Origin of the sequence: Microvirga terricola, from assembly GCF_011777495.1 — a bacterium.
In the GTDB taxonomy this organism is placed as follows: Bacteria; Pseudomonadota; Alphaproteobacteria; order Rhizobiales; family Beijerinckiaceae; genus Microvirga; species Microvirga terricola.
On record NZ_JAATJS010000001.1, the window covers coordinates 531005 to 556594 of the forward strand.

The window sequence follows — 25590 nt, forward strand, 5'->3', positions numbered from 1 at the left end:
TTTTATCAAATACTCTAAAAGCCTGGCTCCGGAGGACAACACGCATGCTGATCGTTCCGGGCAAAAAACCCTCGCTGTTTAAGAAGCTTTGGATCGGTATCCTGTTTCTGACAATGCCTGTCGCAGCCCTGACCATGATCAAGGACTAGTGCTGCATTCGCATTTCGAGCAGTGTCGATCTTGACGGCTCGAACTCTCTCTTGATCTTCCGACGAGCCTCCCCGATGGATGGCGCTCCGCCCGAAGGAGTATTAGTGCCATGTCCAACGCCGTCTCCAACCTTCTATCGATTCTCGATCTCGAACAGCTCGAGGTGAATCTGTTTCGCGGGCAAAGCCCGAAGAGCGGCTGGCAGAGAGTTTTTGGCGGGCAGGTGATCGGGCAAGCGCTGGTGGCCGCAAGCCGCACGGTGGAGGGACGCCATCCGCACTCGCTGCATGGCTATTTCCTGCTGCCGGGTGACCCCAAGGTGCCTATCATCTATGAGGTCGACCGCATCCGCGACGGCAGGAGTTTTACCACCCGGCGCGTGGTGGCGATCCAGCACGGGCATGCGATCTTTTCCATGTCGGCGTCCTATCAGGTCGACGAGCCGGGCTTCAGCCACCAGATGCCGATGCCGGATGTGCCGGGGCCGGACGAATTGCCGACGGAGGAAGAGGTGAAGGCCGATCTTCTGCCTCTCATGCCGGAGCCGATGCGCACCTATTACCAGCGTGAGCGGCCCATCGAGATGCGTCCGGTCGAGATCGGCCGCTACATGTCGCGCGATCCCATGGAGCCGAACTTCCATGTCTGGATCAGGACGACGGGCCGCCTGCCCGACGATCCGGCGATCCACCAATGCGTGCTCGCCTACGCCACGGACATGACCCTTCTCGACACCTCGCTGATGCCGCATGGCCGCACGGTGTTCGAACCGGTGATCCAGGCCGCGAGCCTCGACCATGCCCTGTGGTTCCACCGCCCCTTCCGGGCGGATGAATGGCTGCTCTACGCCCAGGACACGCCGAACGCCTCCGGCGCCCGCGGTTTTTCACGCGGCTTGATCTTCAAGCAGGACGGCACCCTCGTCGCCTCGGTGGCGCAGGAAGGCCTGATCCGCGACCGCAGCTCCTAAACTATTGACCGCTCATTACGCGACGAATGGAGCAATCGTAAGCAGTCGTTCGAGTTGAACCTTACCATCCCAACCGACAGGCATCGTCGTTGCGTGACCACGCCAAACGGGACCGTCATCCCGCCATCTACGACGATAGCGTCTTAGTGAATCTATAATTGTCTTTTCGGCATCGCGACTCGCACTCGGGTCATCGTCGAAGCCTGGCTCCCATAGGCAACACGGACAAATTCCTGTTCCTATGCGGCCCCCCTCATCGTCATACGAGGAACCTTTGAAGTAGCCAGGAAAACCGCATGCAGGGCAAAGTATGTCACCCTCTAGCGTGCTTATGTTGAACCGGCGAGTGTCCTCAGTCATCCCACGTCCTTGCTACGGTTCTTGAGAGTTTCGGAAATTTCTCCGCAATCGAATAGCCAAGCTATCCACGCCTTAACTCCGTTTTTGGCTGCCCAGTTCTTAGGCGACCTGCATCTTTTAGAGCAAGTTCCCCATGCCCATGAAAGAGGCAGCGCATCCTGAAGCATGCGCAGCCAAGCGCTGGCACGGCTTTTGCTTATCCCCTTCACGACACTCGCACCAACAGGGCGGGTTCATGTGGAACTCGTTGTCCTGCGGCAGATTAAGTTCCTGTCCAGGCAACGTCGCAAAGGGGGCTCAACCCATGAAAATCGTGATGGCGGTCATCAAGCCGTTCAAGCTCGAGGAGGTGCGCGATGCGCTAACCGCCCTCGGCGTGCACGGCCTCACCGTGACCGAGGTGAAAGGGTACGGACGGCAGAAGGGTCATACCGAGATCTATCGCGGCGCCGAATATGCCGTGAGCTTCCTGCCGAAGTTGAAAATCGAAGTGGCGGTGGCAAGCGAGTTGGTTCCGCAGGTGATCGACGCGATCACCTCCGCCGCCCGCACGGGCCAGATCGGCGACGGCAAGATCTTCGTCCTGTCGCTCGAAAAAGCGGTCCGCATCCGCACGGGCGAGACCGATGGCGATGCCCTCTGATCAACCCTTTCCCTGTCTCTTCCGGAGTTTTCCTTCGATGAACCTTCGTCACCGTGTCACGACCACCTTAAGAGGGTTGGCTTTAAGCCTCGTCGCCCTCTCCCCCGCTCTGGCGGAAGAAGCCGCTGCGCCAACCGTCAACAAGGGCGACACCACCTGGATGCTGGTGTCCACCATCCTCGTCATTCTCATGACGATCCCGGGCCTCGCGCTGTTCTATGGCGGCCTCGTGCGCACCAAGAACATGCTGTCCCTGCTCACCCAGGTTCTGGCGATCTTCTCGCTCGTCGCGATCATCTGGGTCTTCTATGGCTACTCACTCGCCTTCACCGCCGGTCCCGGCGGCATCGGCGCCTTCATCGGCGGCTTCTCCAAGGCCTTCCTCGCCGGCGTAACGACCGAGACCACCTCCGACACCTTCACCAAGGGCGTGGCGATTCCGGAATTCGCGTTCCTGGCGTTCCAGCTCACCTTCGCGGCCATCACGCCTTCTCTGATCGTCGGCGCATTTGCCGAGCGCATCAAGTTCGGCGCGGTGCTGCTATTTACGGCATTGTGGGCCACGTTCGTGTACTTCCCCATCGCGCACATGGTGTGGTTCTCGGAAGGCTATCTCTTCGGCCTCGGCGCGCTCGACTTCGCAGGCGGCACGGTGGTGCACATCAATTCCGGCGTCGCGGGCCTCATCGGCGCGCTGCTGATCGGCAAGCGCATCGGCTACGGCAAGGATCTTCTCGCTCCGCACGCGCTCACGCTCACCTTCGTCGGCGCCTGCTTGCTGTGGGTCGGCTGGTTCGGCTTCAACGCGGGCTCGAACCTCGAAGCCACCGGCACGGCGGCGCTCGCCGTCATCAACACTATCGTCGCTCCTGCGGCTGCAGGTCTGGCGTGGATGGGCGCCGAAGCCTTCGGCAAGGGCAAGGCCTCGCTCCTCGGTCTCGCCTCGGGCGTGGTCGCGGGCCTCGTCGCCATCACTCCGGCGGCCGGCCTTGCGGGTCCGATGGGCTCCATCGTGCTCGGCCTCGTCGCAGGTGTCGTCTGCTACATCGCTGTGACGAGTGTGAAGAACGCGCTCGGCTATGACGACGCTCTCGATGTGTTCGGCATCCACGGCGTCGGCGGCATCGTCGGCGCCATCGGCACCGGTATCGTTGCGGCGCCGTCGCTCGGCGGCCTTGGCGCGGGTGAGTACTCCATCAGCGGCCAGGTGTGGACGCAAGTGATCGCCGTAGTGATCACCATCGCCTGGACCGGCATCGGCTCAGCCATCCTGTTCAAGATCGTCGACGCCGTCGTCGGCCTTCGTCCGAAGCAGGAAGCCGAGCGCGAAGGTCTCGACCTCGCCGACCACGGCGAGCGCGCCTATAATTACTGACAAAAACGTAAGCCTTCCAGAGGGCTCGAAATGGAAAAGCCCCGGTCGCAAGGCCGGGGCTTTTTCGTTGTCGCTGTTGCTCCGTCGGTGAGCGGATCAGCCGTTCTTGATGAGCTGCTTCAGCTTCGCGCGACGGATCTCTTCCGATTCCTGGAAATTCGACGCGCCGTAAAAGTCGCCCTTGCTGTCCATCAGAAAGATCGTCGCCGTATGGTCCATGGTGTAGCCGGAATCGGTCGGGACCTTGCGGTAGTAGACCTTGTAGGCTTTCGCCACCGCGGCGATCTCTTCGTCCGTTCCTGTCAGCCCGACGATGCGCGGGTCGAAGGAGGAGAGATAGGTCTTCATCAGATCCGACGTGTCCTGCGCGGGATCGACGGTGATGAAGACGACCCGCATCTTGTCCGCGTCCTTGCCGAGGGATTCGAGATCCTGCGTCAGGTCGTAGAGCGTTGTCGGGCACACGTCCGGGCAATGGGTGTAGCCGAAGAAGATCGCGAAAGGCTTGCCCGTCAGATCTTCATTGGTGAAGGGCTTACCCTCTTGCGAGGTCAGTTTGAACGGGCCGCCGATCAGCGCCCGCGAGACGTTCTGCTTCGAGTCGGGCACCAGCAGCAGCACGGTGACGAGAAGCGTCAGCGCCGCCGCGAGAAACAGTCCGAGCGGCAACAAGAGAGAGCGTTTGAGAACCATCGTTGTCTCCAAGTCGGATGCCCCGCGACAGCAGGGCATCCGGTGAGAGGAAAGCCTAGTGCTTATGCTCGGCGGCCCCGCCGCCCTGGCCGGACATGCCGCGCACTGTGTACTCGACATTCACCGTTCCGGCTCTCTCGAACACGAGCGTGCCCTTGAAGGTCTGGCCCTCTTTGAGCGGCTCCTTCAGATCCATCAGCATGAGATGGAAGCCGCCGGGCTTCAGTTCCACGCTTTCGCCCGGCTTGATCTCGAGTCCGCCCTCGACCTGCTTCATGCGCATGACGTTGTCCTGCATGGACATTTCATGCACCTCGACCTTGGAGCCGAGCGGGAACGAACCGCCGATCAGCCGGTCGGACTCTTTGCCGGTATTGGTGATGCGTAAGTATCCACCGCCAACCTTCGCGCCCGCAGGGGTCGCGCGCGACCAGGGCTGCTCGATGGTGAGGGAGCCTGCCTTGACGCTCGCCGGCGCGCCGGCAGCGGCGACGATCTTCACGCCCGGTGCGGGCGATTTGAGGCTGTGGGCGTCCTGTCCGGATGCGGGAATTTGCGTCCATTCCTCCTTCGCGGAAGCACATTCCTGCACGACCGGAATGTAGACCGTCTCGCCCGGCTGGAAGGCGTCGGTCACGCGCGCCTGGAAGACGAATTCGTCGTAATGGCCATCATCCAGCGAGCCCGTCCAGGTGATGCCGGTGATGCCTTCCGAGAGCGCGTCGCCATAGAGTTGATAGGTCTTGGCATAAGCGGCCTTCGTGGTCTCCAGCGTCCAGCCCGCCTTCGGCATCGGCTTGACGGCAATGATGCCGTCGGGGATCTGCACGCGCACCTTCAAGGTCGGCTGACCTTTGCAGCCATGGCCGATGCGCAGAACCGCCTTGTAGGTGGAATTGGGCGTGGTCTGCGCGGTCTCGAACGTGGCGTGGGCGAAAGCGGGCGATGCAAGACCGATGGAAGCGGCCGCGACAAGCGCGCCGCGGAAGAGCGACGATTTCATAAGAGTCAGTCCTGATAAGTTGGTTGATAGGGTCGAAGAACGATCAACCGAGGCGCGGCGGTGCGCGCGAACCGACAGGCAGGACTTTTGATGCAACACGCAGGAGCGGCGTTTCAAAGGAAAAGCCGACGAGCGTCGCGACCGGCACAAGCCGGTCGAGGACGATGGCGGAGGGAACCGGCCCCGCAGCGGCGGACGAGACGCCGCAGCCCAGGATGCAGCAGAGGCCATCATGGGCCTTGGCGGGCGAATGATCCGGCGCGGGTGTGGCGTCCCACGCGCAGAGAATACCCTGCGGCCCCGCAACCGAGCCGGCATGGACCGCACCGCTGAAGGATAGGAAAAGGGCCTGAAGCGCCAGGGCATAGGCGACGACCGCCGTAATCGCGGCCCGCTTCCACCCGGTCATGAATGCCCTGTTTTCCATGCGTGGGACATGACGCCTTCGCCGCGCGTCGTCAACAGGCATGCCCGCAAGAGTACGGTTAAACGACCCTTAACCCGACTGTTCTAGGGTGACGCCGAGTCACACATTATTGAGATTGATCTGAGTCGGTTGATGCGTACGGCCCGCCGTTCCTCCCATTCCACCTATGACGGCCTCGCCAGCGCCTTGCGGGCCTTCTTCGCCCGCCGGGCGCAGGAATTGATCGGCCTGTTCCTGATTGCGCTCTCCGGAGCCGTGGCGGTGGCGCTCGCCACTTGGTCGGTGGACGATCCGAGCCTCAACAACGCCACCGACATGCCCGTCCGCAACACGCTAGGCTGGCCAGGCGCCATCGTCGCGGACGTGTTGATGCAGCTTTTGGGCCTCGGCGCCATCGCCGCCCTGTTGCCGCTCGCGCTCTGGGGCTGGCGCCTCATGAAATCGGGCGAGCTCGGCCGCACGCAGCTGCGGCTGGTGCTGTGGGTGCTCGGCGCAGGTGCGGCGACGGCTCTCGCGAGCGCGCTGCCCCCGACCGACCACTGGCCGCTTCCCTCCGGCCTCGGCGGGGTGGTGGGCGATGCGATTCTCGCCGGCGGAAAGGCCGTGACCGGCCTGTCGGGCAGCTCCAGCGGCTTTCTCGGCTTCGTCTTTGCCGGCATCGCCATCTTAAGCCTGACTGCCGCCTGCAGCCTGAGCCCGTCGGAAGAAGACAGGCGGCGCCCCGAGCCCGAGGAATTCGACGCCCCCCGCCCCGCCAAGCGGAAGGCAAAGGCCTCCGATTGGGACGATACCGAGGATTCCGGTCACGACGAGCCTGGCTGGGGCATCGTGTCCCTGGGCGCGCTCGCCCACGGCCTGATGAGCCTGCGCGGCGCGGCCCGACGCTGGAGCGAGCGCCGCCGCCATGAGGACGAGGAAGACCTTCCGCCTCCGAGCCGACGCAGCCAAGCCGAACGCCGTGAGCCGGTTCTCGATGGCGCGCCCCCGCCGCGGGCGCGGACCGCGCCTGCAGCAGCCCCGATGCACGACGAGGACGAGGAGCCCTGGGACGCGGAGGAGGATTATGCTCTCGCGCCGCAGACCCCTTCCCGCGTCAACGCGCGCCCCGAGCCGCCCGTGCCAAGCCGCGTCGGCCCGGCCCCGGCCGCGCCGAAACCCGGCCGCCGCATGGCGCGCGAGGCGCAGCCTTCGCTTCTGGACGACGGCGGCGACTACACGCTGCCGGCGCTCACCCTGCTCGCCGAGCCGAAGAAGCCCGCCGGTCCGATCGTCTCCGCCGATGCTTTGGAGCAGAACGCCACGCTTCTCGAAGGCACGCTCGAAGACTTTGGCGTGAAGGGCGAGATCATCAACGTGCGTCCCGGCCCCGTCGTGACGCTCTATGAACTTGAACCCGCGCCAGGCACCAAATCCTCGCGCGTGATTTCGCTCGCCGACGACATCGCGCGCTCCATGAGCGCGATCTCCGCCCGCGTCGCAGTGGTGCAGGGCCGCAACGCCATCGGCATCGAATTGCCGAACCACAAGCGCGAAACCGTTTTCCTGCGCGAGTTGCTCGCGAGCCAGGATTTCGAATCGACCAAGCAGAAGCTGGCGCTGTGCCTCGGCAAGACTATCGGCGGCGAGCCGGTGATCGCGGATCTCGCGCGCATGCCGCACCTGCTCGTCGCGGGTACCACCGGCTCCGGTAAGTCGGTCGCCATCAACACCATGATCCTGTCGCTGGTGTACCGGCTCAAGCCGAAAGAATGCCGCTTGATCATGGTCGATCCCAAAATGCTCGAACTGTCCGTCTATGACGGCATTCCGCATCTTCTGACGCCCGTCGTCACCGATCCGAAAAAGGCCGTCGTCGCGCTCAAATGGGCGGTGCGCGAGATGGAGGATCGCTACAAGAAGATGTCGAAGCTCGGTGTGCGCAACATCGATGGCTTTAACTCGCGCGTCTCGGAAGCCAAGGCACGCGGTGAGGTGATTACGCGCACCGTGCAGACCGGCTTCGAGAAGGAGACGGGACAGGCGATCTACGAGGACGAGATCATGGATCTCGATCCCCTGCCCTACATCGTCGTCATCGTCGACGAGATGGCCGACCTGATGATGGTCGCAGGCAAGGACATCGAAGGCGCGATCCAGCGCCTCGCACAGATGGCCCGTGCCGCAGGCATCCACGTGATCCTGGCAACGCAACGCCCGTCGGTCGACGTCATCACCGGCACGATCAAGGCGAATTTCCCGACGCGCATTTCCTTCCAGGTCACGTCAAAAATCGACTCGCGCACGATTCTCGGCGAGATGGGCGCGGAACAACTGCTCGGCCAGGGCGACATGCTCTACATGGCGGGCGGTGGGCGCATCACCCGCGTGCACGGCCCCTTCTGCTCCGACGAGGAAGTCGAGAAGGTCGTGGCCCACCTCAAGCGCCAGGGACGGCCACAGTATCTCGAAGCCGTCACGGCGGACGAGGACGAGGGTGGCGGCGATACGCCGGTCTTCGACCAGGGCGAGTTCGGCTCCGGCTCGGGCGATCTCTACGATCAGGCGGTCGCCGTGGTGCTGCGGGACAAGAAGGCCTCGACCTCCTACATCCAGCGCCGCCTGCAGATCGGCTACAACCGCGCGGCCTCCCTCATGGAGCGCATGGAGAAGGAAGGCATCGTCGGCGCCGCAAACCATGCGGGCAAACGCGAGATCCTCCTTGAAACCGCCGGCATGGATGACGAATAGGGATAAGCTTGGGAACCGAATCCCGTCGGGTGCGTCAACGAACAGCCAAGCCATTGAATAGCCATAGGTTAAAGCTAGCGCACCGGCCGTGCTGACAGTTCAGGAGTTCTTTCGGATGCGGTTTTCGAGCCTCGCTCGCCTTGTGACGGTCCTCGCCGGTATCGGCGCGGGCGCGTTTCCGGCTGCGGCTCAGGTCCTTCCGATGGACATGTTTCTGCCGCCGCAGCGGCCAGCCAGCACCCCGGCCAGCATTTCCTCGGCGGCGGAGGGTTTCACCCTGTCCTCCGCGCCGCCACCTGCCCACGCGTTCCGGCCGAACGCGCCAAAATCCCAGGTGAGCGAACCCCAAGCGAGCGCGGCTCCCGAGCCCGCCAAGCCTGAGCCGACCTTCGCGGCGCGTGCGCCGCTGCCGCCGGTGCGGCCCGTCACCCCGGTCGCGCAGGCTGAATACAAGGCGGACGATGCCGTCGTCATCGCGGCAAAGCCGATCATCGGCGCGATGCCGGGACAGACTGCCGCCACGCGCATCGAGCCGCTTTCCAACAACGAGATCGTCGCCCGAGCGAACGCCTATTTCACCAACATGCGCACTCTCGTCGCCGATTTCACGCAAGTGGGCGGCGACGGGCGCAAGCTCGGCGGAACGCTCTACCTGCAGCGCCCCGGCAAGTTGCGCTTCGAATACGATCCCCCCGCGACCCTCGAAGTGATCGCCGACGGCACCTCGATCTCCGTGCGTGACAAGAAGCTGCTGACGCAGGACATGTATTTCATCCAGCAGACGCCGCTGAAATTCCTGCTGCGTGATAACGTCAATCTCGGACAGGACATCCCGATCACCGGCATTACCACCGAGGCCGGCGCGGTGCGCGTCAGCCTCGAGGATCGTTCGACGCTCGGCGGCACATCGCGCATCGTGCTCTATTTCGACCCCGAGGTGAAAAGCCTCACCCAATGGCGGATTGTCGATCCGCAAGGCTTCCAGACCGTGGTGGTGCTCAACAAGATCGACCGCAGCCGGAGCATCGACCAGAGCCTGTTCCGCATCCCCAATGCGCCGACCGGGGCGGGGTCAGTCGGTAGGTGACTGTCAGCTTCCCCTGAATGAGGCTTTTGCGCGCGCCCTCGACTTTGGGCGAGCCACCATGTCCCTTTCCTCGCGGACAAATCTGTCGTAGCCCCAAAGGGTTCTGCCAAAGGGGTCTGTTCGCGTGAAACTGTCCGTCTCCACCTGGAACATCAATTCCGTCCGCCTGCGCATCGACCAGGTCCGCCGCTTCCTGCAGGATGAGCGGCCCGACATCCTGTGCCTTCAGGAGACCAAGTGCCCGGACGACAAGTTTCCGCTCAAAGACCTGCAAGCTTCAGGCTATCCCTTCGTCGTCCACATGGGCCAGAAGGGCTACAACGGGGTTGCGATCCTCTCGCGCTATCCGTTCTCGCAGACGAGCGTGATGGAGATGTGCGGCCGACAGGATGCGCGCCACATCACGGTGACGCTCTCACCCCAGGCGAAAGCAGCCTCGGGCCTCGTGATCCATAATTTTTACGTGCCCGCCGGCGGCGACATCCCCGACCCCGACCTCAACGAAAAATTCCGCCACAAGCTGCAATTCATGGACGAGCTGCGCGGCTGGGGCGGACGCTCCAAGCCCACCGCCTCGCCCGCGATCCTCGTCGGCGACCTCAACGTCGCGCCACTGGAACACGATGTCTGGAGCCACAAGCAGCTGTTGGACGTGGTCAGCCACACCCCCATCGAGACCGCCGCCCTGGAAGAACTGCGCCAGGAAGGCGGCTGGACCGACGCCATGCGGCATATCCGGCCCGAGCCCGAAAAGATCTATTCCTGGTGGAGCTACCGCTCGCCCGATTGGGCCGCCGCCAACAAAGGCCGCCGCCTCGACCACATCTGGCTGTCCCAGAGCCTCGCGGGCGCCATCCGCTCCGTCGAAGTCACCAAAGAGACCCGAGGCTGGGACCGCCCGTCCGACCACGCGCCAGTGACGGCGATGCTGGAGCTTTGAGAGGTCCACACCCTTACGCCGGACTTTATGGCGGATCCGTAGGCAGAGTTACTTTCAATCTTAGAAAATTATCCTAATTTGCCATATAATATCTTCTATTTATAAGTAATAAAGTTCCATCATATAATAATCACGCGCTCATAGTGCGAATGATTACTTTCGACGACAGCCATATTAACCATCCTGTAAACAAAGAAGCCTAGCTTTTTTGTGCCTGAGAGTGTTCGCATCACGGGGGTGCGCGCTTCCCGCGGCGCTGCGGGCGGGCCCTAGCAAAACAGCATGTCCAACGGCTTCAGCTTCTCCATTCGCAACGCCTTCATCGCCTTGCTCGGCATCAACGCCCTCGCCATCGGCGGTGTCGCGTTGACCTGGTACAAGCAAAAGGAATCGGCGCACGATCTCGTGCAGGCCTATCAGCGGCAGTATCAATCCTATCTTCTTGCCGACGAGTTCCGGCAGAGTTCCGACGATCTCACCCGCCTTGCTCGGACTTATGCGATCAGCGGGGACGCGCGCTACGAGGCGCAGTATCTCGACGTGATCGCTATGCGCAACGGCGAGAAGCCGCGCCCACAGCTGGCGCATCGGATTTATTGGGATCTCGTCGGCGAAGACGGCAAACGGCCGCGCCCGAATGGCGAAACGAAGGCACTGCTTACCTTGATGGAGGAGGCAGGCTTCACCGATCAGGAATTCAAGAAGCTGGAGCTGGCCGCCGCCAAATCGGACGGCCTCGTCGGCCTCGAAGTCAAGGCCATGAACGCGGTGAAGGGGCTTTTTGCCGACAGCGCCGGCAAGTACACGGTCAAGAAAGAGCCGGACCTCAAGCTTGCCCGCGACCTGCTGCACTCGGCGGAATACCATCGCTATAAGGCCGAAATCATGCGGCCGGTCGATGAATTCTTCGAGTTGATGGAGACGCGGACCGCCAATGCGGTCGCGCAAGCGACCGCGGCGGCCGACAGCTGGGAGCGCTGGTTGTCCGTATGCCTCGGCATTCTCGGCTTGGCGCTCACTGCTTCCGGTATGGTTCTGTTCCGACGTGTCCTGTCGCCAATAACGGCGCTGAAATCCATCATGACGGCCCTGTCGAGTGGCCGCTTTGATGTCGACATGTCGCAGGCGGCGCGCGGCGACGAGATCGGCGACATGGCCAAGTCCGTGCTCGTGTTCAAGGACAACGCGGTCGAGCGCCAGCGCTTGGAAGAAGACAGCCAGGCCCAGGCGGCGCGCGCCGGCGCGGAGAAGCGCCGGGCCATGCTGGAACTGGCCGGGGCGTTCGAGAGCAAGGTCGGTCACCTCGTGCAGACTCTGGCGGCTTCGGCCACCGAGATGGAAGGGACGGCGCAATCCATGACGGCGGTCGCCGCGCAGACGAACACCCAATCCGTGGCCGTCGCGGCCGCCGCCGAACAGACCTCGGCCAATGTTCAAACCGTCGCAGCGGCAACCGAGGAATTGTCCATCTCAATCCGCGAGATCACGAGCCAGGTCAGCCAATCCTCGCAGATCGCCGAACGTGCGGTGACCGATGCGCAGCGCACCAACGGAACAGTCCAGACACTGGCCAGTTCGGCGGAAAAGATCGGCGACGTCGTTGCGCTAATCAACACCATCGCGGGCCAGACCAACCTTTTGGCCCTCAACGCCACCATCGAGGCGGCGCGGGCTGGGGAAGCTGGCAAGGGCTTTGCCGTAGTGGCCTCCGAGGTCAAGGAATTGGCGACGCAGACGTCAAAGGCGACCGAGGAAATTTCGCATCAGATCGGCTCTGTTCAACAGGCGACTGAACAGGCCGTCGCGGCGATCCAGCAGATCGCGACGACCATCGCCGAAATGTCGCAGATCTCGGTGTCGATTGCTGCCGCCATGGAACAACAGGGCGCGGCCACGGCGGAAATCGCCCGCAACGTGCAGGAGGCCGCCCGCGGAACGGAGCAGGTCACCGGCAATATAGGCGATGTGCGTCAGGGGGCGGGCGCAACCGGGGCAGCGGCGAGCCAAGTTCTGGGCGCGGCTCAGGAGTTGTCGCGGCACGCGGAAAATCTCGGCCGTGAGGTCGATGTCTTCTTAGGGGAAGTGAAGGCGGCGTGAGGGCGAAAGGCCCTCACTCCTCCCCATCCGGCATTTTGGCCGGAATTTCCTCGCCGTCGATGGCGATCAGCTTCTGGCGCACCTGCTCCAATCCGCGCGAAAGCCGGGTCAGTTCCTCGGCCATGGCCTGTTCCATCGCCGCCGCCGCGTTAGGAAACTCCTCCAGCACGCGGCGCATCAGGCTTGGGCTGACGCGGATCACGGTCGTGGCGTCACGAGCGGTGGCGGTGGCGGTGGCGGGGCGCTCGATGCGGGCGAACAGGGCCGCCTTGCCGATCACCGCTCCAGGCCCCGCGACGAAGGCGGCGGGCGAACCGTCGTCCTGCGCGTCAAGCGCGATGGCACCCTTGGCGACGACGAAGCCGCCATCCGAACGGTCGCCCTTGCGAAAAAGCGTGTCGCCGGCGCGCAGATTGCGGCTCTCCGCGGCGAAGGCCACGAGGCGCAGGGCATCCCGGTCCAACAGGTTGAACAGGGGCGCGCTGGCCAGAATCGCGATATCGTCTTCGAGCGCCATTTTCTTACGGAATCAGCTTGTAGCCGCCGGGCTCGGTGACGAGGATGCGGGCGTTGGAGGGGTCGGTCTCGATCTTCTGACGCAGACGGTAGATATGCGTCTCGAGGGTGTGGGTGGTGACGTTGGAATTGTAGCCCCAGACCTCGGTGAGGAGGGTTTCGCGCCCGACGACCGCCTGACCGGCGCGGTAGAGATAACGCAGGATCGCGGTTTCCTTTTCCGTCAGCTTGAGCTTCGAGCCCTTTTCCGTGGTCAGAAGCTTGGAGCCGGGGCGGAACGTGTAATGGCCGATCTGGAAAACCGCGTCCTCGCTGGCCTCGTATTGACGCAGCTGCGCGCGGATGCGGGCGAGAAGTACGGCGAATTTGAAGGGCTTCACTACATAGTCGTTGGCGCCTGCCTCCAGCCCCATGACGGTGTCGGTGTCGGAGCCTTGCGCGGTCAGCATGATGATCGGGCTGCGAAAACCGTCGCGCCGCATGATCTTGACCGCCTCGCGCCCGTCCATATCGGGCAGGCCCACATCCATGATCGCGAGATCGATGCGGCCCGCCTTGACCGCTTGCAGAGCCTCGGTCGCAGTTTCCGCGGTGACGACCTCGAACTCCTCGTCGAATCCAAGCTGCTCGGCGAGCGTGTCGCGCAGGTCCTTATCGTCATCCACGACGAGGAGGCGGCTGGCATTCGACATCTCAAACCCTTCAACACAATGGAACTCAACGAGCGGTGCAAAAGAAACGCGCCAGCCTGCCCTCAAGCCATCGCGCCCGCGACCTGTTATTCACGCATGATCCGCATGAACGCGGCCCGAACCCCTTTTCCGGATCACGCTCTCACCGTTAGAGTAGTCACTCGCAGCTTGACAACAAGGCCCTTCGCCACCCCTTCCACTGCCGATGAAGCACCGCCACGTCAACCTCATTCGGGTCTTCCGCTCGCCGCTCGACCATCGCCAGGGGCGCTTGCAGGCGGGAAACCTCGTCATACCCTGCGCGCTCGGGCGCTCCGGCACCAGCCATGCCAAGCGCGAGGGCGACGGGGCCTCGCCGGTCGGGCGGTTCAGCTTGCTTCAGGCCTTTTACCGGGCCGATCGTGGCCCCCGGCCCCGCTCGGGCCTGCGCTTACGACCCATTCGCCACAGCGACGGTTGGTCCGATGATCCGAAGGACCGGCGCTATAACCGCCTCGTCCCCCTGCCCTGCGCCACCAGCCACGAAAAGATGTGGCGCGACGATCATCTCTACGACATCGTCATCGATATCGGCTGGAATCGCGGCCCTATCCGGCGCGGCCGGGGCAGCGCCATTTTCCTCCACCTCGCCCGGCCCGGCTTCACACCGACCGAGGGCTGCGTCGCCGTGGACCCGCGCATGATCCGGCGGCTTCTGGAGCGCATCGGGCCGAACACGAAGATCGAGATCGTGGGATAGCGGGTCTGCATGATCCTGATTGCGACCTGCAACGATTATCCGCACCCGACCCCGAATCTGGCGGCTTTGCTGAAAGCGCTGGAATCGTTGGGGCTTTCCGCGACGCATCATCCTTGGAAGCAGACCGCGCCAAAGGTTTTCGCGGATGCCGAGGCGGTTTTGCCGCTGTGCTGCTGGGATTATCATGATGATCCCGCCCGCTTCGAGAATTGGATCGGCGATCTCGAAGCGAGGGGCGCAAGGCTCTTCAATCCGCCAGCGATGCTGCGCTGGAATCTCCGCAAAACCTATCTGCTCGAGATGGCTGAGGCGGGCCTCGCCGTCCCGAGGACTTTTCATCTGCCTGACGCGAACCACCGGGCGGTCGAGGAGCGGATGCAGCAGGAAGGCTGGCAGAGCGCGGTTCTCAAGCCCGCCTCCGGTCAAAGCGGCCATGGCGTGCGGAAGGTGGAACGGGCCGACAACACCTGGCCTGTCGATGCGGTGAAACGCGATGCGCTGCTTCAGGAATTCCAGCCCGATATCAGTGACCTGGGTGAGACGACCCTGACCTTCATCGACGGCGTCTTTTCCCACGCCGTCCGCCGCATTCTGAAAGCGGGAGAATGGCGAGCCAACGAGCAGCACGGCATCACGCCGGAGCGGGTCGATGTGAGCCCGGAGGTGATTGCAGCAGCGTCGCGCTACCTCGCTCTCCTACCCGAAACGCCGCTTTACGCGCGCGTCGATGGTCTCGCCCGCGCGGATGGCTTCATGCTGATGGAGCTGGAGCTGATCGAGCCCTATCTCTATTGCGAATTCGCACCCGGCAGCGCGGAAAATTTCGCTGCGGCCTTCGCTCGTCGATTGAACCGGCAGAGCCCTTCTCAGGCCGTCTCCGGCAGCCGCTCATAAACCACATTGAGCCGCGTCGTCAGGATCAGGGTGTAGCCGGCTCGTTCCAGAATTCCCGCCGCGTCGTTCGTCGCGGTGCGGTGGGTGCGCTCGGTCATGACCATGACGGGCCAGAGCGTTTTCGGCGCCTCGCGGAAGAACGGTTCGAGGATGAGGCCTTCGGCGCCTTCCACATCGAGCTTCACGAGATCGGGCCGCCCGAAACCTTCGTCCTCCAACGCGCGCTGGAGCGTGATAGCGTTCACCTTCAAGCTGTTCAGAATCTCGCCGCCAGGCATGATCTGGATGCTCGACTGACCCTTGTTTTTCGGGTCGATGAACATCACCACGTCGCCGTCGCGGTCGGCGAGCGCGCAATTGATCGCCTTCACATTCGGCAGGTTGTTCTGGCGTAGGTTGAACGCGAGTCGATCGAACAGGTCGGGCTGCGGCTCGTAGGCCAGAACATGCGCGCCGAGCGTCGCGGCGAAGAATGTATAGGGCCCGATATTCGCGCCGACATCGACGAACTTGAAGCCGGCGCGCACGCGCGCATCGAGGAATTCAAGCTCCTCCGGGTCGAAATGATGCGGCGTGAAGAGGATGCGTCCCTCGCAGGTATTGCCTGAGGCGAACAGGCGCATCCGCGCGCCAAAGACCATCGTATCCACCGGCCGCCCGGCCAGAACCCACCGCACCACGCGGCGGATGACGAGCGCCGCCCGGCGGCCGAACCAGCCCGGCGGCAGGCGGCGCGTGAGCGCGATGCCGAAACGGGCAGCATTGGTGGGCGCGAAGATCCCGAACGGGACCTCCACGAACCCCTCGCGGCGCATCTCGGAAACATAAGCGGTCAACGGCCGAACACGCCCTTCAAAATCTGCGCGAAGCCGTTGCGACGGCGCTTGCGCTCCAATTCCTTCTGGTCCTTGATCCAGGCGATCTGCACCACGCGCCGCTCGCCGGCAAACGGCCTGTGCCCGTGCCAGGAATTGTCCGTGCGCAAAAAGCCGAAGACCGTGCCCATGGTGGGCGGCACCTCGCAGGCATAGGGCTCGTAATCGGTGCCGTTATAGAGCGCGCGCAGGCGCCCGCCCTCCCCTTCCTGCCACGCGTCGTTCATGTAAACGAGCATGGTCATGACCTTGGAGGGACCATCAGTGTGAATCACGCCGTATTTCGGCTGCGATTGTTTCATGATGGTCGTCAGGCGGGGATAGGGATGCAGATCGATCCCGAACCGCTTCGAGAGCACCTCGGTCAGTTCCGGGCTCTCCAACTGATCGATGAGCGCGCGGAAGCTGCCTTTGAGATCGACATCATCGACCGTCAGGTAGCCCGGCTTCGTGATGTTGGGAAAATCCCGGCGCAGGGCCGGGATCGCCTCTTCGCGCAGAAGGCCTGCGCCGAGAAAGTGAGGATAGGGCTCGGCGGAATAGCGGCTTTGGCTGATCGCCTCGGTGTTCAGAAGAGAGGTCATGATGCACCGTGAGGTCAGGCCGCAGAAGGAAGGAAGAAGCTCTTGATCTTCTTGAGCCGGGTCGAGAGGCGGTGGCGCGATTGCTCCTTCGTCACGACCTTCGCTTCCGTCACCCAGTTGAACTGGATGGCGCGGCGGCGGCCCTCATAGGGCTTGTGCCCGTGCCAGGAATTGTCGGAGCGACGGAACACCAGAAGCGTGCCGTTCACCGGCGGCACCTCGGTGACGTAATCCTCAAGATCCGTCCCGTTGTTCAGCAGGCGCAGACGTCCGCCGTCAAAGTCCCAATCCTCGTTGAGATAAAGCAGCACGGTAATGATCTTGGTCGTGCTGTCGGTGTGGATCGACCCATCCTTCTTTCGCAAGAAACCGCGCACCGTATACATGGTCGGCCGGCCCGAGAGGTCGATGTCGAACTTCTCCTCGACGGCCTTGCGGAAGGCGTCTCCGTGCAGCTCTTTGATCAGTTCCGCAAAATGTCCCCTGATCTTCAATTCCGCCGGCGGATGCGAGCCCGCGCCGGGCACATCCGGAAAGTCGCTCACGACTTTGCGGAAAGCCTCCGGCTTCACGAAATTGGGAACGATCACATAGTCGAAGGGCTGCTTCGTCAGCGGCGTTTTCGCAAGCGCGCCAAAATCCAGATAGCTCATGGTCCGATCCCATCGTCTCGATGCGACACGACCCGATGACGTCGCCTCAATGGAAAATCGGCGCGGAAACGCCGCAAAATCCTTTCAGCCCCCGGGTCACCCAGAAGGCGCACTCCCAGGCTATGGACCAATCTAGGGTTACAGCGACCGCCGGACAGGGATCCTAGAGTTATACTTTAGCTGGACCAGGACCGGACAACTCCGGGAAGGCATTTGAGCCGCCTTCCCGAAGTTTTTGGCGCTTATCGGGACGGTGCATCTCCAGCGAGCGCCGCAAAAAACACGTCCGGCGAGTCCTCTTCCCGCAGCCGCGCTCTTTCGATCACGAGGAAACGCGTACCGACGGTTTTGACGAAGCTGCGGTCGTGGGAGACCAGGATGCCGGTCGCCTCGGTGGAGAGGATCTCGGTCTCCAAGGCCTCCCGGCCGGGGATGTCCACGTGGTTCGTGGGTTCGTCCATGAGATAAAAATTCGGCTCGACGAGCCGCAGCGCCAACAATCCCAGCCGGGCCTTCTGGCCGGGCGAGAGTTTGGCGATCGGCTGACGCTGTTTCTCCACCGAAAAGCCGGCGCCCGCGAGCAAGCCCATGCTCTTCTGGTCGCCGAGGCGGAAGGTGGAGAGGATGAAGTCGAACGGCGTCGCCTTGTCTGGCAGCTGCGACATATCCTGATCCGTGTAGCCCAAAGCCACCGAGGGGCTGACCTTGATCCCCGCCTCACCGCCTTGCGCCCTCATGGCTTTGTGCAGCAGGCGGATGAGCTGGGATTTACCCGCGCCGTTCTTGCCCAACAGGACGATGCGGTCGGCTTGAGCGACTTCGAGCTTCGGGATTTCGAACAGTCGCGCGCCGTCGGGCCTGCACACGGTGACATTTTCAAGCGTCAGGAGAACGCGCGCATGCGTGCCGCGATTGCCGAGGCGAATCTCGCCGGAGCGCTCCTTGTGAAGCGCCTGCAAGCCATCCTCCAGCGCCTCGGCGCGCTTGTTGAGCTGCTTGGCTTTGGTCAACAACAGATCGCTGCCGCTGTTGATGCCGACATTGCGCAATTCGCCCGCATTCTGCCGCAGCCGTTTGATCTCGCGCCGATCTTTCTCGTTCTTGTCGGCGAGCGCTGCATCGTGATCGGCCAAGAGACCCCGCGCGCGGCGATAGGGATGCGCGAACATCACTGAAGTCTCGGGGCGCAGGAAAAGCGTTTTGGTCGTGCAGGCGTCGAGAAAATCGCGGTCGTGGCTGGCGATCACCATCGGAATCGACCCCGCCGCATTCGCGATCCAGCGTTCCAGCAGAAGAAGCTTTTCGAGGTCGAGGTGGTTGGTGGGTTCGTCGAAGAGCAGTACATCGGGCTCCGTCACCCAGGCCCGCGCAATCAGCGCCAGGCGCTGCCAGCCGCCGCTCAATGCGCGCACAGGACGCTCGCGCAGATCGGGCGGCGTCTCAAATTCATCGAGCACCACATGCACGCGCCATTCCTGCGTGTCGCGCTCGAGCGGCGGAAGCGCGTTCAACACTGCATCATGCAGCGAGAGATCGAGCAACGTTTCGGGCACATCCTGCTCGACGAGCGCGACGCGCATTCCGCGCGAACGAATAATCTCGCCGGAGGTCGGCTCGATGAGCCCCGCGAGACATTTGAGAAGCGTCGATTTACCCGCGCCATTGCCGGCCACGAGACCGAGGCGGTCCCGCTCGCCGATGACGAGGTTCAGATTTCGAAAAAGAGGCGTGGAGGCGATGACAGCAACATCGCGAAGGCTGATGGAGCCCATGAGAAAATCTCTTCAGTCAGAAAGCGCGCCGACCGCGAGGGTTCATTTTGAGGCGCGCGAAACGCAAACGTCCTTTGGGACGCGCCGGACCCGTTTTAGGGGCGGACGCGAAAAGCCGTTCAGAGCCGACCGGAAGAGATTTTGAAGGGAGAGAAGCCCTTAGATCCGTTCGATGGTCCGCCCTGCAACAAGCTGCTGCAGGGCCTGCCAGGGGCCAAACATGCGTTGCAGAATTCGCTTGTACATGCAGCCCTCCCTGGTTCGTGTGGCGGATCGAGAAACTTAAGCATGATTTTTGAACGTTTCAACTCAAATCGAGAATTCAAGCGGACTTAATTCTTTGTGGGATAAGCGCTGTAGGTGGCTTTTTCCCAAGCTGAGTCATCGTTTAGCGTAAGCGGCATGACTCATAGTTTTGTCGCTTACATTGATGAATCCGGAGATGATGGGATCGGAAATTTTCGCCAGCCCGGAGCACATGGCGGTTCATCAAGTTGGCTTGTGATTTCTGCCTGCGTTTTTCGCAAGTCGTTTGATCTGGACGCTGTTGGTTGGCGTGATGAAATCTCCGCCTTGATGCCGGAGAAACGAAAAAGAACTATACATTTTGCACACATGGCCCATGGGCAAAAACTTGCCGCCTGCAGGAGCCTCGCAGCACGTCCAATTCGCTCTTTGAGTATTCTCTCGAATAAAACGACTATTCCGGACGGCACATATACCGATAAAAATCAGCTCTATTTCTATTTGACTCGTTATTTGATTGAGAGACTTTCCTGGCTTTGCCGAGATTTGCGTCCACGCGTACCACAAGGCGATGGAAGAGTTATGATCACCTTTTCCCGCCGCGGCGGCATGTCATACCCAGATTTTAGGTCGTATTTGGAGCGCTTAAGAAGTGCCCAAGATAACGATGTAAAAATTCACTGGCCGGTTATCGATATAGACGGCATCGATGCAAAAGATCACTCTACCCACGCAGGCCTTCAATTAGCTGATGTAGTTGCTTCGGCTTTCGCAAGCGGGGTTGAGGCTGACAAGTATGGGAATTGCGAGTCGCGATATGCGGAGCTTCTAAAGCGGACGGTTTACGAGCGGAATGGCAACTATCTGAGTTACGGGCTTAAGCTCGTACCGCGGCACAATGATATGACGCTTAACGCAGAGCAAAGACGTTTAATCGATCTTTTTAAATGAAGTCGGCAGCCCCCCGGCCCATAATTGCGATTTCTCGCCTGCAATCTCTCGACTGCTCTGGGTTGCTCCGGCGCATGGCTGCCTTAGCGTTGTATACACGATTGATCCCAAGATTTCAAGGATTCTCGCCGAAAAACCAAATACTTAGCTAAACATTTGATCCGACTCGATTTTTTACCGGTGGTAGTTTCTCAACTTAATTGAGGCCCGCCTTCGGCCTCGTCCCGAAAATCGCGCTGCCCACCCGCACATGCGTCGCCCCGAGTTGGATCGCCGCGTCGTAATCGGCGCTCATGCCCATGGAGAGAATTGTCAGGCCGTTGCGCTTGGCCAGCGTGTTGAGCATGGCGAAATGCGGGGACGGCGGGTCCTCCGCCGGAGGGATGCACATCAGGCCCTCGACGACGAGGCCGTATTTGTTTCGGCAGGCCTCCAGAAACGCGTCGAGCTCGGAAGGCGCGACGCCGCCCTTTTGCGGCTCCTCGCCCGTGTTCACCTGGACCAGAAGGCGGGGCTTCTTGCCCTGCTTGGCGATTTCCTTTGCCAGCGCCTCGGCGAGCGAGGGCCGGTCGAGGGTGTGAATCACGTCGAAAAGCTCGACCGCCTCCTTGGCCTTGTTGGATTGCAGCGGGCCGATGAGGTGGAGTTCGACGCCGGGATAGCGCTTGCGCAGGGCCGGCCACTTGGCCTTCGCCTCCTGCACGTAGTTCTCGCCGAACACGCGCTGTCCGGCGGCAAGCACAGGCTCGATGTCTTCCGCCGGGAAGGTTTTGGAGACCGCGACCAGGATCACCGAGGCGGGATCGCGCCCGTAATCGCCAGCCCAGCGCTTCACGCTGGCCTGGACCTCTTTCAGGCGTTCGACGGAATCGGTGTCGCTCATGGCGTCTTTAGCCTCCTCTCGCGCGCGAAGCCGTTGACCGCGCGGATGAGGTGTGTCCTAGTCCGCGCCAACCCGGCGGCGCAAGCTGCCACCATCGCTGTAATGACGGATATCGAAGAAAAATGAGGCCCGAGCGCTACAACGCCAAGGAAGCTGAGCCGAAATGGCGGAAGGTCTGGAACGACCGCGATCTGTTCAAGACCGACAATAACGACCCGCGGCCGAAATATTACGTGCTCGAGATGTTCCCCTATCCGTCGGGGCGCATCCATATGGGCCACGTCCGCAACTACACGATGGGCGACGTGGTGGCGCGCTACAAGCGCGCCAAGGGCTTCAACGTGCTCCACCCGATGGGCTGGGACGCCTTCGGCATGCCGGCGGAAAACGCGGCCATGCAGAACAAGGTCCACCCCAAGGAATGGACCTACGCCAACATCGCGACCATGCGCGGCCAGCTGCAATCCATGGGGCTCGCCATCGACTGGAGCCGCGAGATCGCGACCTGCGATCCGAGCTATTACAAGCACCAGCAACGCATGTTCCTCGATTTTCTCGAGGGGGGCCTGGTCGACCGCAAGACTGCCAAGGTGAACTGGGACCCGGTGGACCACACCGTGCTCGCCAACGAGCAGGTCATCGACGGGCGCGGCTGGCGCTCGGGCGCGCTGGTGGAACAGCGCGAACTGACCCAGTGGTTTTTGAAAATCACCGATTACGCGCAGGACCTGAACGACAAGCTCGACACCCTCGACCGCTGGCCGGAAAAGGTGCGTCTGATGCAGCGCAACTGGATCGGCCGCTCGGAGGGCTTGCTGGTCCGCTTCGCACTCCAGCCCCAGAGCGCGCCGAACGGCGAGGCCGAGGTCGAAGTCTATACCACCCGCCCGGACACCCTGTTCGGCGCAAAATTCGTGGCGATAGCCGCCGACCATCCGCTGGCGAAGGCCGTCGCCGCAAAGAATGCGGATCTCGCTGCCTTCATCGAGGAGTGCAAACGCACCGGCACGGCCCAAGAGGCCATCGACAAGGCCGAGAAGCTCGGCTTCGACACGGGCATCCGCGCGGTTCACCCCTTCGATCCGTCATGGACGCTGCCGGTCTATGTGGCGAATTTCGTGCTCATGGAATACGGCACGGGCGCGATTTTCGGCTGCCCGGCGCATGACCAGCGCGACCTCGATTTCGTCAACAAGTACGGCCTCGGCAACACGCCGGTCGTCTGCCCGCCGGACGTGGACCCCGCCACCTTCGTCATCACCGACACGGCCTATGACGGTGAGGGCCGGATGATCCATTCCCGCTTCCTCGATGGCATGACCATCGCGGATGCCAAGGAAGAGGTCGCCCGCCGTCTGGAGACAGAAACACGCGGCAACAAGTCGGTCGGCCAGCGCAAGGTGAATTTCCGCCTGCGCGACTGGGGCATTTCGCGCCAGCGCTATTGGGGCTGCCCGATCCCGATCATCCACTGTGACGATTGCGGCGTGGTGCCCGTGCCGAAGGACCAGCTTCCGGTGACCTTGCCGGAGGATGTGTCCTTCGACGTGCCGGGCAACCCGCTCGACCGGCACGCGACCTGGAAGCACGTGAAGTGCCCGACATGCGGCGGAAAAGCCCGGCGCGAGACGGACACGATGGACACGTTCGTCGATTCGTCCTGGTACTTTGCGCGCTTCACCGATCCGACACTGACGGACAAGCCCACCGACCGTGCGACGGTCGATGCCTGGTTGCCGGTCGATCAGTATATCGGCGGCATCGAGCACGCGATTCTGCACCTGCTCTATTCGCGCTTCTTCACCCGCGCCATGAAGAAGGTCGGCCATGCGGGGCTCGACGAGCCCTTCGCCGGCCTCTTCACGCAAGGCATGGTGGTACACGAGACCTACAAGGACACGAGCGGCGCGTGGATTCAGCCGAGCGAAGTGCGCTTCGAGTCTGACGGCGCCACGCGAAAAGCTTTTCACGTCACCACGGGCGCTCCGGTTTCCATCGGCTCCATCGAGAAGATGTCGAAATCGAAGAAGAACACGGTCGATCCGGACGAGATCATCGCTTCCTACGGCGCGGATACCGCCCGCTGGTTCATGCTGTCCGATTCGCCGCCGGAGCGCGACGTGATCTGGACCGAGGAAGGCGTGCAGGGCGCGGGTCGCTTCGTGCAACGTGTGTGGCGTCTCGTCGGCGAAATCGCCGACCGTTCGACCGCGTCCGACGGCGCGGCGGCGGACGGCCCCATTGCCACCGCCCTGCGCAAGGCCGCCCACAAGGCGCTGGCCGCGGTGGAGGAAGACATCGAGCGCCTGCGCTTCAACCGCGGCGTCGCCCAGCTCTACGAATTGGCCAACAGCCTGCATGACCTCGTGCAGCAGGGGAAGGCCGCCAACGAACCGGGCCTGGCCCAGGCCGTCCGTGAAGCGGGCCGCATCTTCATCCAGATGCTCGCGCCCATGATGCCGCATCTGGCGGAGGAATGCTGGGAGGCGCTCGGCGAATCGGGGCTGGCCGCAGAGGCCGCCTGGCCGGCGGTGGACCGCTCGTTGCTGGTGGAAAACTCCATCACCCTGCCCGTGCAGGTGAACGGCAAGAAGCGCGCCGACGTCACCGTGGCGCGCGATGCGGATCAGGCCACCATCGAAGCCGCTGTGCTCTCGCTTGAGGCCGTGCAAAAGGCTATGGAAGGCAAGCCGCCTCGCAAGATCATCGTCGTCCCACAGAGGATCGTGAATGTCGTCGCTTAACCTCAAGGGCCTGAACTTCACGGGTCTCGCCCGCCTCGCTCTCGCGGCAGGCCTCACGCTCAGCGTCTCCGCCTGCTTCCGGCCCCTCTACGGGCCGACGGCTTCGGGCGAATCGCTCCAGTCGGTGCTGGCTTCCATCGACGTGCCGGAGGTCAAATGGCCCGATCAGCAGGCGCGCATCGGCCATTACCTGCGCAGCGAGCTGATCTATGCCCTCAATGGCTCGGGCTCGGCCACGCCGAAGAAATACGTGCTGAACCTGTCGCTTGCTCAGACACTCAACACGCCGATCGTCGACGCCCAATCGGGCCGCGCACAATCGGCAACGTTGGTCGGCAATCTGACCTACACGCTGACGACCCCCGACGGCGCCACCGTGATCACCAAGGGTACGGCGACCTCGCAGGCCACTTACGACCGGTTCGAGCAGCGTTTCGCAAGCGTGCGCGCCGCGCGCGAGGCGGAGATCCGGCTCGCAAAAACTCTGACGGAACAGGTCAAGACGCGGCTTGCGGCTACCCTTCAGGCCCGCTCCTGATCGATGGTCGCCGTCAAGGCCAATGATGTGGACGGCGTGCTGCGGCGCGTCGACCCACGCATTGGCGTCTATCTCTTCTATGGACCCGATATCGGCCTGATCAACGAGCGCGCCCGCCTGGTTGCGGAGCGCTCGGTCGACGATCCCGCCGACCCGTTCCAGCTCATTCGCATCGACGGCGACGACATCGCCTCCGATCCAGCACGGCTGGCGGACGAAGCGGGAACGGTCGGGCTATTCGGCGGCAAACGGGCGCTTTGGATCAAGGCAACGTCCCGCAACATCGCACCCGCCGTCGATGCGGTGCTCAAAGGCGAGTTGCAGGACACGGTCATCGTCATCGAAGGCGGCGACCTCGCCAAAACCGCGCCCTTGCGCACCGTCTGCGAACGCTCGCAACGCGCGCTCGCCCTGCCCTGTTACGGCGATACCGGCCGCGATCTCGGCGCGGTCGTGGATGAGACCTTGCAGAAAGGTGGCTTCTCACTGAGCCGCGATGCCCGCACCGCCCTTTTGGCCAGCCTCGGCGGCGACCGGCTCGCCACGCGCGGAGAACTCGCAAAGCTGATGCTCTACGCCCACGGCCAGGGCGAAATCACGCTCGCCGACGTGGACGCGATCATGAGCGACGTTTCGAGCCTCGCCATGGATGCGGTGGTGGACGCCGCCTTTGCCGGCGAAGGCGCAGGCCTCGAAACCGGCTCCCGCCGTCTGGCGGCCGAGGGTGTCCATGCCTCACAAGTGCTGGGCGCGGCCCTGCGCCATGCGCTCACGCTGCTCTCCGCCCGCCTCATCGTCGAGGAAGGCCGCCCCGTCAGCACAGCGGTGGAAAGCCTGCGCGGCCTGCACTTTCGCCGCAAACCGCTGGTGGAACGCCAGTTGCAGCGCTGGACGAGCGAAAGTCTGAAGCAGGCGATCGCGCAGATCCAGGCGAGCCTGCTGGATACCCGCCGTCAGGCGGACCTGGCCGATACCATCGCGGCGAAAACACTGCTCGATTTGGCGCGTGCGGCGCGGCGGTGAGGCCGCAG

General features: G+C 62.8%; 23 protein-coding genes. 13 read left to right on the forward strand and 10 right to left on the reverse strand.

Annotated elements, in window-relative coordinates; genetic code table 11:
• Positions 1 to 259: 259 nt before the first annotated feature.
• The 3 genes from tesB (at position 260) to HB375_RS02575 (ending at position 3498) form a co-directional block, all read left to right on the forward strand.
• Positions 260 to 1120 carry an acyl-CoA thioesterase II gene (gene tesB / locus HB375_RS02565; protein ID WP_167671376.1) on the forward strand — a complete coding sequence of 287 codons (861 nt, stop codon included), beginning with the start codon at positions 260 to 262 and terminating at the stop codon, positions 1118 to 1120.
• Between the two features lie 664 nt (positions 1121 to 1784).
• Complete coding sequence (locus HB375_RS02570; RefSeq protein WP_167671377.1) at positions 1785 to 2123, forward strand: P-II family nitrogen regulator; 339 nt, start codon at positions 1785 to 1787, stop codon at positions 2121 to 2123.
• 37 nt (positions 2124 to 2160) lie between these two features.
• Positions 2161 to 3498, forward strand: a complete 1338-nt coding sequence (locus HB375_RS02575) for an ammonium transporter (protein ID WP_167671378.1) — start codon at positions 2161 to 2163, stop codon at positions 3496 to 3498.
• Positions 3499 to 3594: 96 nt separating this feature from the next.
• On the opposite strand, the gene HB375_RS02580 is transcribed toward HB375_RS02575, so the two are convergent.
• Genes HB375_RS02580 through HB375_RS02590 form a run of 3 tightly spaced genes read right to left on the reverse strand, consistent with a single transcriptional unit; the run spans position 3595 to position 5603 of the window.
• On the reverse strand, positions 3595 to 4191 hold the full coding sequence (locus HB375_RS02580) for an SCO family protein (RefSeq protein ID WP_167671379.1): 597 nt from the start codon (positions 4189 to 4191) through the stop codon (positions 3595 to 3597).
• A 55-nt stretch (positions 4192 to 4246) separates the two neighbouring features.
• Complete coding sequence (locus tag HB375_RS02585; RefSeq protein ID WP_167671380.1) at positions 4247 to 5194, reverse strand: copper chaperone PCu(A)C domain-containing protein; 948 nt, start codon at positions 5192 to 5194, stop codon at positions 4247 to 4249.
• Between the two features lie 43 nt (positions 5195 to 5237).
• Positions 5238 to 5603, reverse strand: coding sequence for a hypothetical protein (locus HB375_RS02590; RefSeq protein WP_167671381.1), 366 nt, complete (start codon positions 5601 to 5603; stop codon positions 5238 to 5240).
• Positions 5604 to 5753: 150 nt separating this feature from the next.
• Between HB375_RS02590 and HB375_RS02595 the strand changes: the two genes are divergently transcribed.
• From HB375_RS02595 to HB375_RS02610, 4 genes are all read left to right on the forward strand, one after another.
• Positions 5754 to 8348, forward strand: a complete 2595-nt coding sequence (locus HB375_RS02595; RefSeq protein WP_167671382.1) for a DNA translocase FtsK — start codon at positions 5754 to 5756, stop codon at positions 8346 to 8348.
• Positions 8349 to 8463: 115 nt separating this feature from the next.
• Complete coding sequence (locus HB375_RS02600; RefSeq protein WP_167671383.1) at positions 8464 to 9435, forward strand: outer-membrane lipoprotein carrier protein LolA; 972 nt, start codon at positions 8464 to 8466, stop codon at positions 9433 to 9435.
• A 124-nt stretch (positions 9436 to 9559) separates the two neighbouring features.
• Complete coding sequence (gene xth / locus HB375_RS02605; protein WP_167671384.1) at positions 9560 to 10375, forward strand: exodeoxyribonuclease III; 816 nt, start codon at positions 9560 to 9562, stop codon at positions 10373 to 10375.
• 282 nt (positions 10376 to 10657) lie between these two features.
• Positions 10658 to 12472: a methyl-accepting chemotaxis protein gene (locus tag HB375_RS02610; RefSeq protein WP_246728292.1), complete on the forward strand. Its 1815-nt coding sequence runs from the start codon at positions 10658 to 10660 to the stop codon at positions 12470 to 12472.
• A gap of 13 nt (positions 12473 to 12485) precedes the next feature.
• Here the strand turns inward: HB375_RS02610 and HB375_RS02615 are convergent, their stop codons facing one another.
• Positions 12486 to 12989, reverse strand: coding sequence for a cyclic nucleotide-binding domain-containing protein (locus tag HB375_RS02615; protein ID WP_167671385.1), 504 nt, complete (start codon positions 12987 to 12989; stop codon positions 12486 to 12488).
• Positions 12990 to 12993: 4 nt separating this feature from the next.
• Positions 12994 to 13680: a response regulator transcription factor gene (locus tag HB375_RS02620; RefSeq protein ID WP_167671386.1), complete on the reverse strand. Its 687-nt coding sequence runs from the start codon at positions 13678 to 13680 to the stop codon at positions 12994 to 12996.
• A gap of 205 nt (positions 13681 to 13885) precedes the next feature.
• Between HB375_RS02620 and HB375_RS02625 the strand changes: the two genes are divergently transcribed.
• Both HB375_RS02625 and HB375_RS02630 read left to right on the forward strand, forming a co-directional pair.
• On the forward strand, positions 13886 to 14419 hold the full coding sequence (locus HB375_RS02625; protein WP_167671387.1) for a L,D-transpeptidase family protein: 534 nt from the start codon (positions 13886 to 13888) through the stop codon (positions 14417 to 14419).
• A 9-nt stretch (positions 14420 to 14428) separates the two neighbouring features.
• Positions 14429 to 15313, forward strand: a complete 885-nt coding sequence (locus tag HB375_RS02630; RefSeq protein ID WP_167671388.1) for an ATP-grasp domain-containing protein — start codon at positions 14429 to 14431, stop codon at positions 15311 to 15313.
• Here the strand turns inward: HB375_RS02630 and HB375_RS02635 are convergent.
• The 4 genes from HB375_RS02635 to HB375_RS02650 form a co-directional block, all read right to left on the reverse strand.
• A complete protein-coding gene (locus HB375_RS02635; protein WP_167671389.1) occupies positions 15286 to 16149 on the reverse strand; it encodes an FkbM family methyltransferase in 864 nt (287 codons plus the stop codon). The two genes, HB375_RS02630 and HB375_RS02635, sit on opposite strands and share 28 nt — an antisense overlap.
• Positions 16146 to 16772: a 2OG-Fe(II) oxygenase gene (locus HB375_RS02640; RefSeq protein WP_167671390.1), complete on the reverse strand. Its 627-nt coding sequence runs from the start codon at positions 16770 to 16772 to the stop codon at positions 16146 to 16148. Before HB375_RS02640 ends, HB375_RS02635 begins: the two co-directional genes overlap by 4 nt.
• 14 nt (positions 16773 to 16786) lie before the next feature.
• On the reverse strand, positions 16787 to 17425 hold the full coding sequence (locus HB375_RS02645; protein WP_167671391.1) for a 2OG-Fe(II) oxygenase: 639 nt from the start codon (positions 17423 to 17425) through the stop codon (positions 16787 to 16789).
• A gap of 242 nt (positions 17426 to 17667) precedes the next feature.
• The gene (locus tag HB375_RS02650; protein WP_167671392.1) at positions 17668 to 19197 is read right to left on the reverse strand and encodes an ATP-binding cassette domain-containing protein; all 1530 of its coding nucleotides are present in this window, start codon (positions 19195 to 19197) and stop codon (positions 17668 to 17670) included.
• Positions 19198 to 19557: 360 nt separating this feature from the next.
• On the opposite strand from HB375_RS02650, the gene HB375_RS02655 reads away from it, so the two are divergent.
• Positions 19558 to 20394 (forward strand): DUF3800 domain-containing protein, encoded by an 837-nt coding sequence (locus HB375_RS02655; RefSeq protein WP_167671393.1) that lies wholly within the window; start codon positions 19558 to 19560, stop codon positions 20392 to 20394.
• A gap of 196 nt (positions 20395 to 20590) precedes the next feature.
• On the opposite strand, the gene HB375_RS02660 is transcribed toward HB375_RS02655, so the two are convergent.
• Positions 20591 to 21277: a YggS family pyridoxal phosphate-dependent enzyme gene (locus HB375_RS02660; protein ID WP_167671394.1), complete on the reverse strand. Its 687-nt coding sequence runs from the start codon at positions 21275 to 21277 to the stop codon at positions 20591 to 20593.
• 122 nt (positions 21278 to 21399) lie between these two features.
• Between HB375_RS02660 and leuS the strand changes: the two genes are divergently transcribed.
• The 3 genes from leuS to holA are packed head-to-tail and all read left to right on the forward strand — an operon-like array spanning position 21400 to position 25582.
• Positions 21400 to 24021 carry a leucine--tRNA ligase gene (gene leuS, locus HB375_RS02665; protein WP_167671395.1) on the forward strand — a complete coding sequence of 874 codons (2622 nt, stop codon included), beginning with the start codon at positions 21400 to 21402 and terminating at the stop codon, positions 24019 to 24021.
• The gene (gene lptE, locus HB375_RS02670; protein ID WP_167671396.1) at positions 24008 to 24559 is read left to right on the forward strand and encodes an LPS assembly lipoprotein LptE; all 552 of its coding nucleotides are present in this window, start codon (positions 24008 to 24010) and stop codon (positions 24557 to 24559) included. The genes leuS and lptE overlap by 14 nt, the downstream gene beginning before the upstream one ends.
• A 3-nt stretch (positions 24560 to 24562) precedes the next feature.
• The gene (gene holA, locus HB375_RS02675) at positions 24563 to 25582 is read left to right on the forward strand and encodes a DNA polymerase III subunit delta (protein WP_167671397.1); all 1020 of its coding nucleotides are present in this window, start codon (positions 24563 to 24565) and stop codon (positions 25580 to 25582) included.
• Positions 25583 to 25590 lie beyond the last annotated feature (8 nt).

Bases quoted from the DNA above. Each gene is read 5' to 3' on its own strand.
- tesB (WP_167671376.1), top strand. From the start codon at position 260: ATGTCCAACGCCGTCTCCAACCTTCTATCGATTCTCGATCTCGAACAG.
- HB375_RS02570 (WP_167671377.1), top strand. From the start codon at position 1,785: ATGAAAATCGTGATGGCGGTCATCAAGCCGTTCAAGCTCGAGGAGGTG.
- HB375_RS02575 (WP_167671378.1), top strand. From the start codon at position 2,161: ATGAACCTTCGTCACCGTGTCACGACCACCTTAAGAGGGTTGGCTTTA.
- HB375_RS02580 (WP_167671379.1), bottom strand. From the start codon at position 4,191: ATGGTTCTCAAACGCTCTCTCTTGTTGCCGCTCGGACTGTTTCTCGCG.
- HB375_RS02585 (WP_167671380.1), bottom strand. From the start codon at position 5,194: ATGAAATCGTCGCTCTTCCGCGGCGCGCTTGTCGCGGCCGCTTCCATC.
- HB375_RS02590 (WP_167671381.1), bottom strand. From the start codon at position 5,603: ATGACCGGGTGGAAGCGGGCCGCGATTACGGCGGTCGTCGCCTATGCC.
- HB375_RS02595 (WP_167671382.1), top strand. From the start codon at position 5,754: ATGCGTACGGCCCGCCGTTCCTCCCATTCCACCTATGACGGCCTCGCC.
- HB375_RS02600 (WP_167671383.1), top strand. From the start codon at position 8,464: ATGCGGTTTTCGAGCCTCGCTCGCCTTGTGACGGTCCTCGCCGGTATC.
- HB375_RS02610 (WP_246728292.1), top strand. From the start codon at position 10,658: ATGTCCAACGGCTTCAGCTTCTCCATTCGCAACGCCTTCATCGCCTTG.
- HB375_RS02615 (WP_167671385.1), bottom strand. From the start codon at position 12,989: ATGGCGCTCGAAGACGATATCGCGATTCTGGCCAGCGCGCCCCTGTTC.
- HB375_RS02620 (WP_167671386.1), bottom strand. From the start codon at position 13,680: ATGTCGAATGCCAGCCGCCTCCTCGTCGTGGATGACGATAAGGACCTG.
- HB375_RS02625 (WP_167671387.1), top strand. From the start codon at position 13,886: ATGAAGCACCGCCACGTCAACCTCATTCGGGTCTTCCGCTCGCCGCTC.
- HB375_RS02630 (WP_167671388.1), top strand. From the start codon at position 14,429: ATGATCCTGATTGCGACCTGCAACGATTATCCGCACCCGACCCCGAAT.
- HB375_RS02640 (WP_167671390.1), bottom strand. From the start codon at position 16,772: ATGACCTCTCTTCTGAACACCGAGGCGATCAGCCAAAGCCGCTATTCC.
- HB375_RS02645 (WP_167671391.1), bottom strand. From the start codon at position 17,425: ATGAGCTATCTGGATTTTGGCGCGCTTGCGAAAACGCCGCTGACGAAG.
- HB375_RS02650 (WP_167671392.1), bottom strand. From the start codon at position 19,197: ATGGGCTCCATCAGCCTTCGCGATGTTGCTGTCATCGCCTCCACGCCT.
- HB375_RS02660 (WP_167671394.1), bottom strand. From the start codon at position 21,277: ATGAGCGACACCGATTCCGTCGAACGCCTGAAAGAGGTCCAGGCCAGC.
- leuS (WP_167671395.1), top strand. From the start codon at position 21,400: ATGAGGCCCGAGCGCTACAACGCCAAGGAAGCTGAGCCGAAATGGCGG.
- lptE (WP_167671396.1), top strand. From the start codon at position 24,008: ATGTCGTCGCTTAACCTCAAGGGCCTGAACTTCACGGGTCTCGCCCGC.
- holA (WP_167671397.1), top strand. From the start codon at position 24,563: ATGGTCGCCGTCAAGGCCAATGATGTGGACGGCGTGCTGCGGCGCGTC.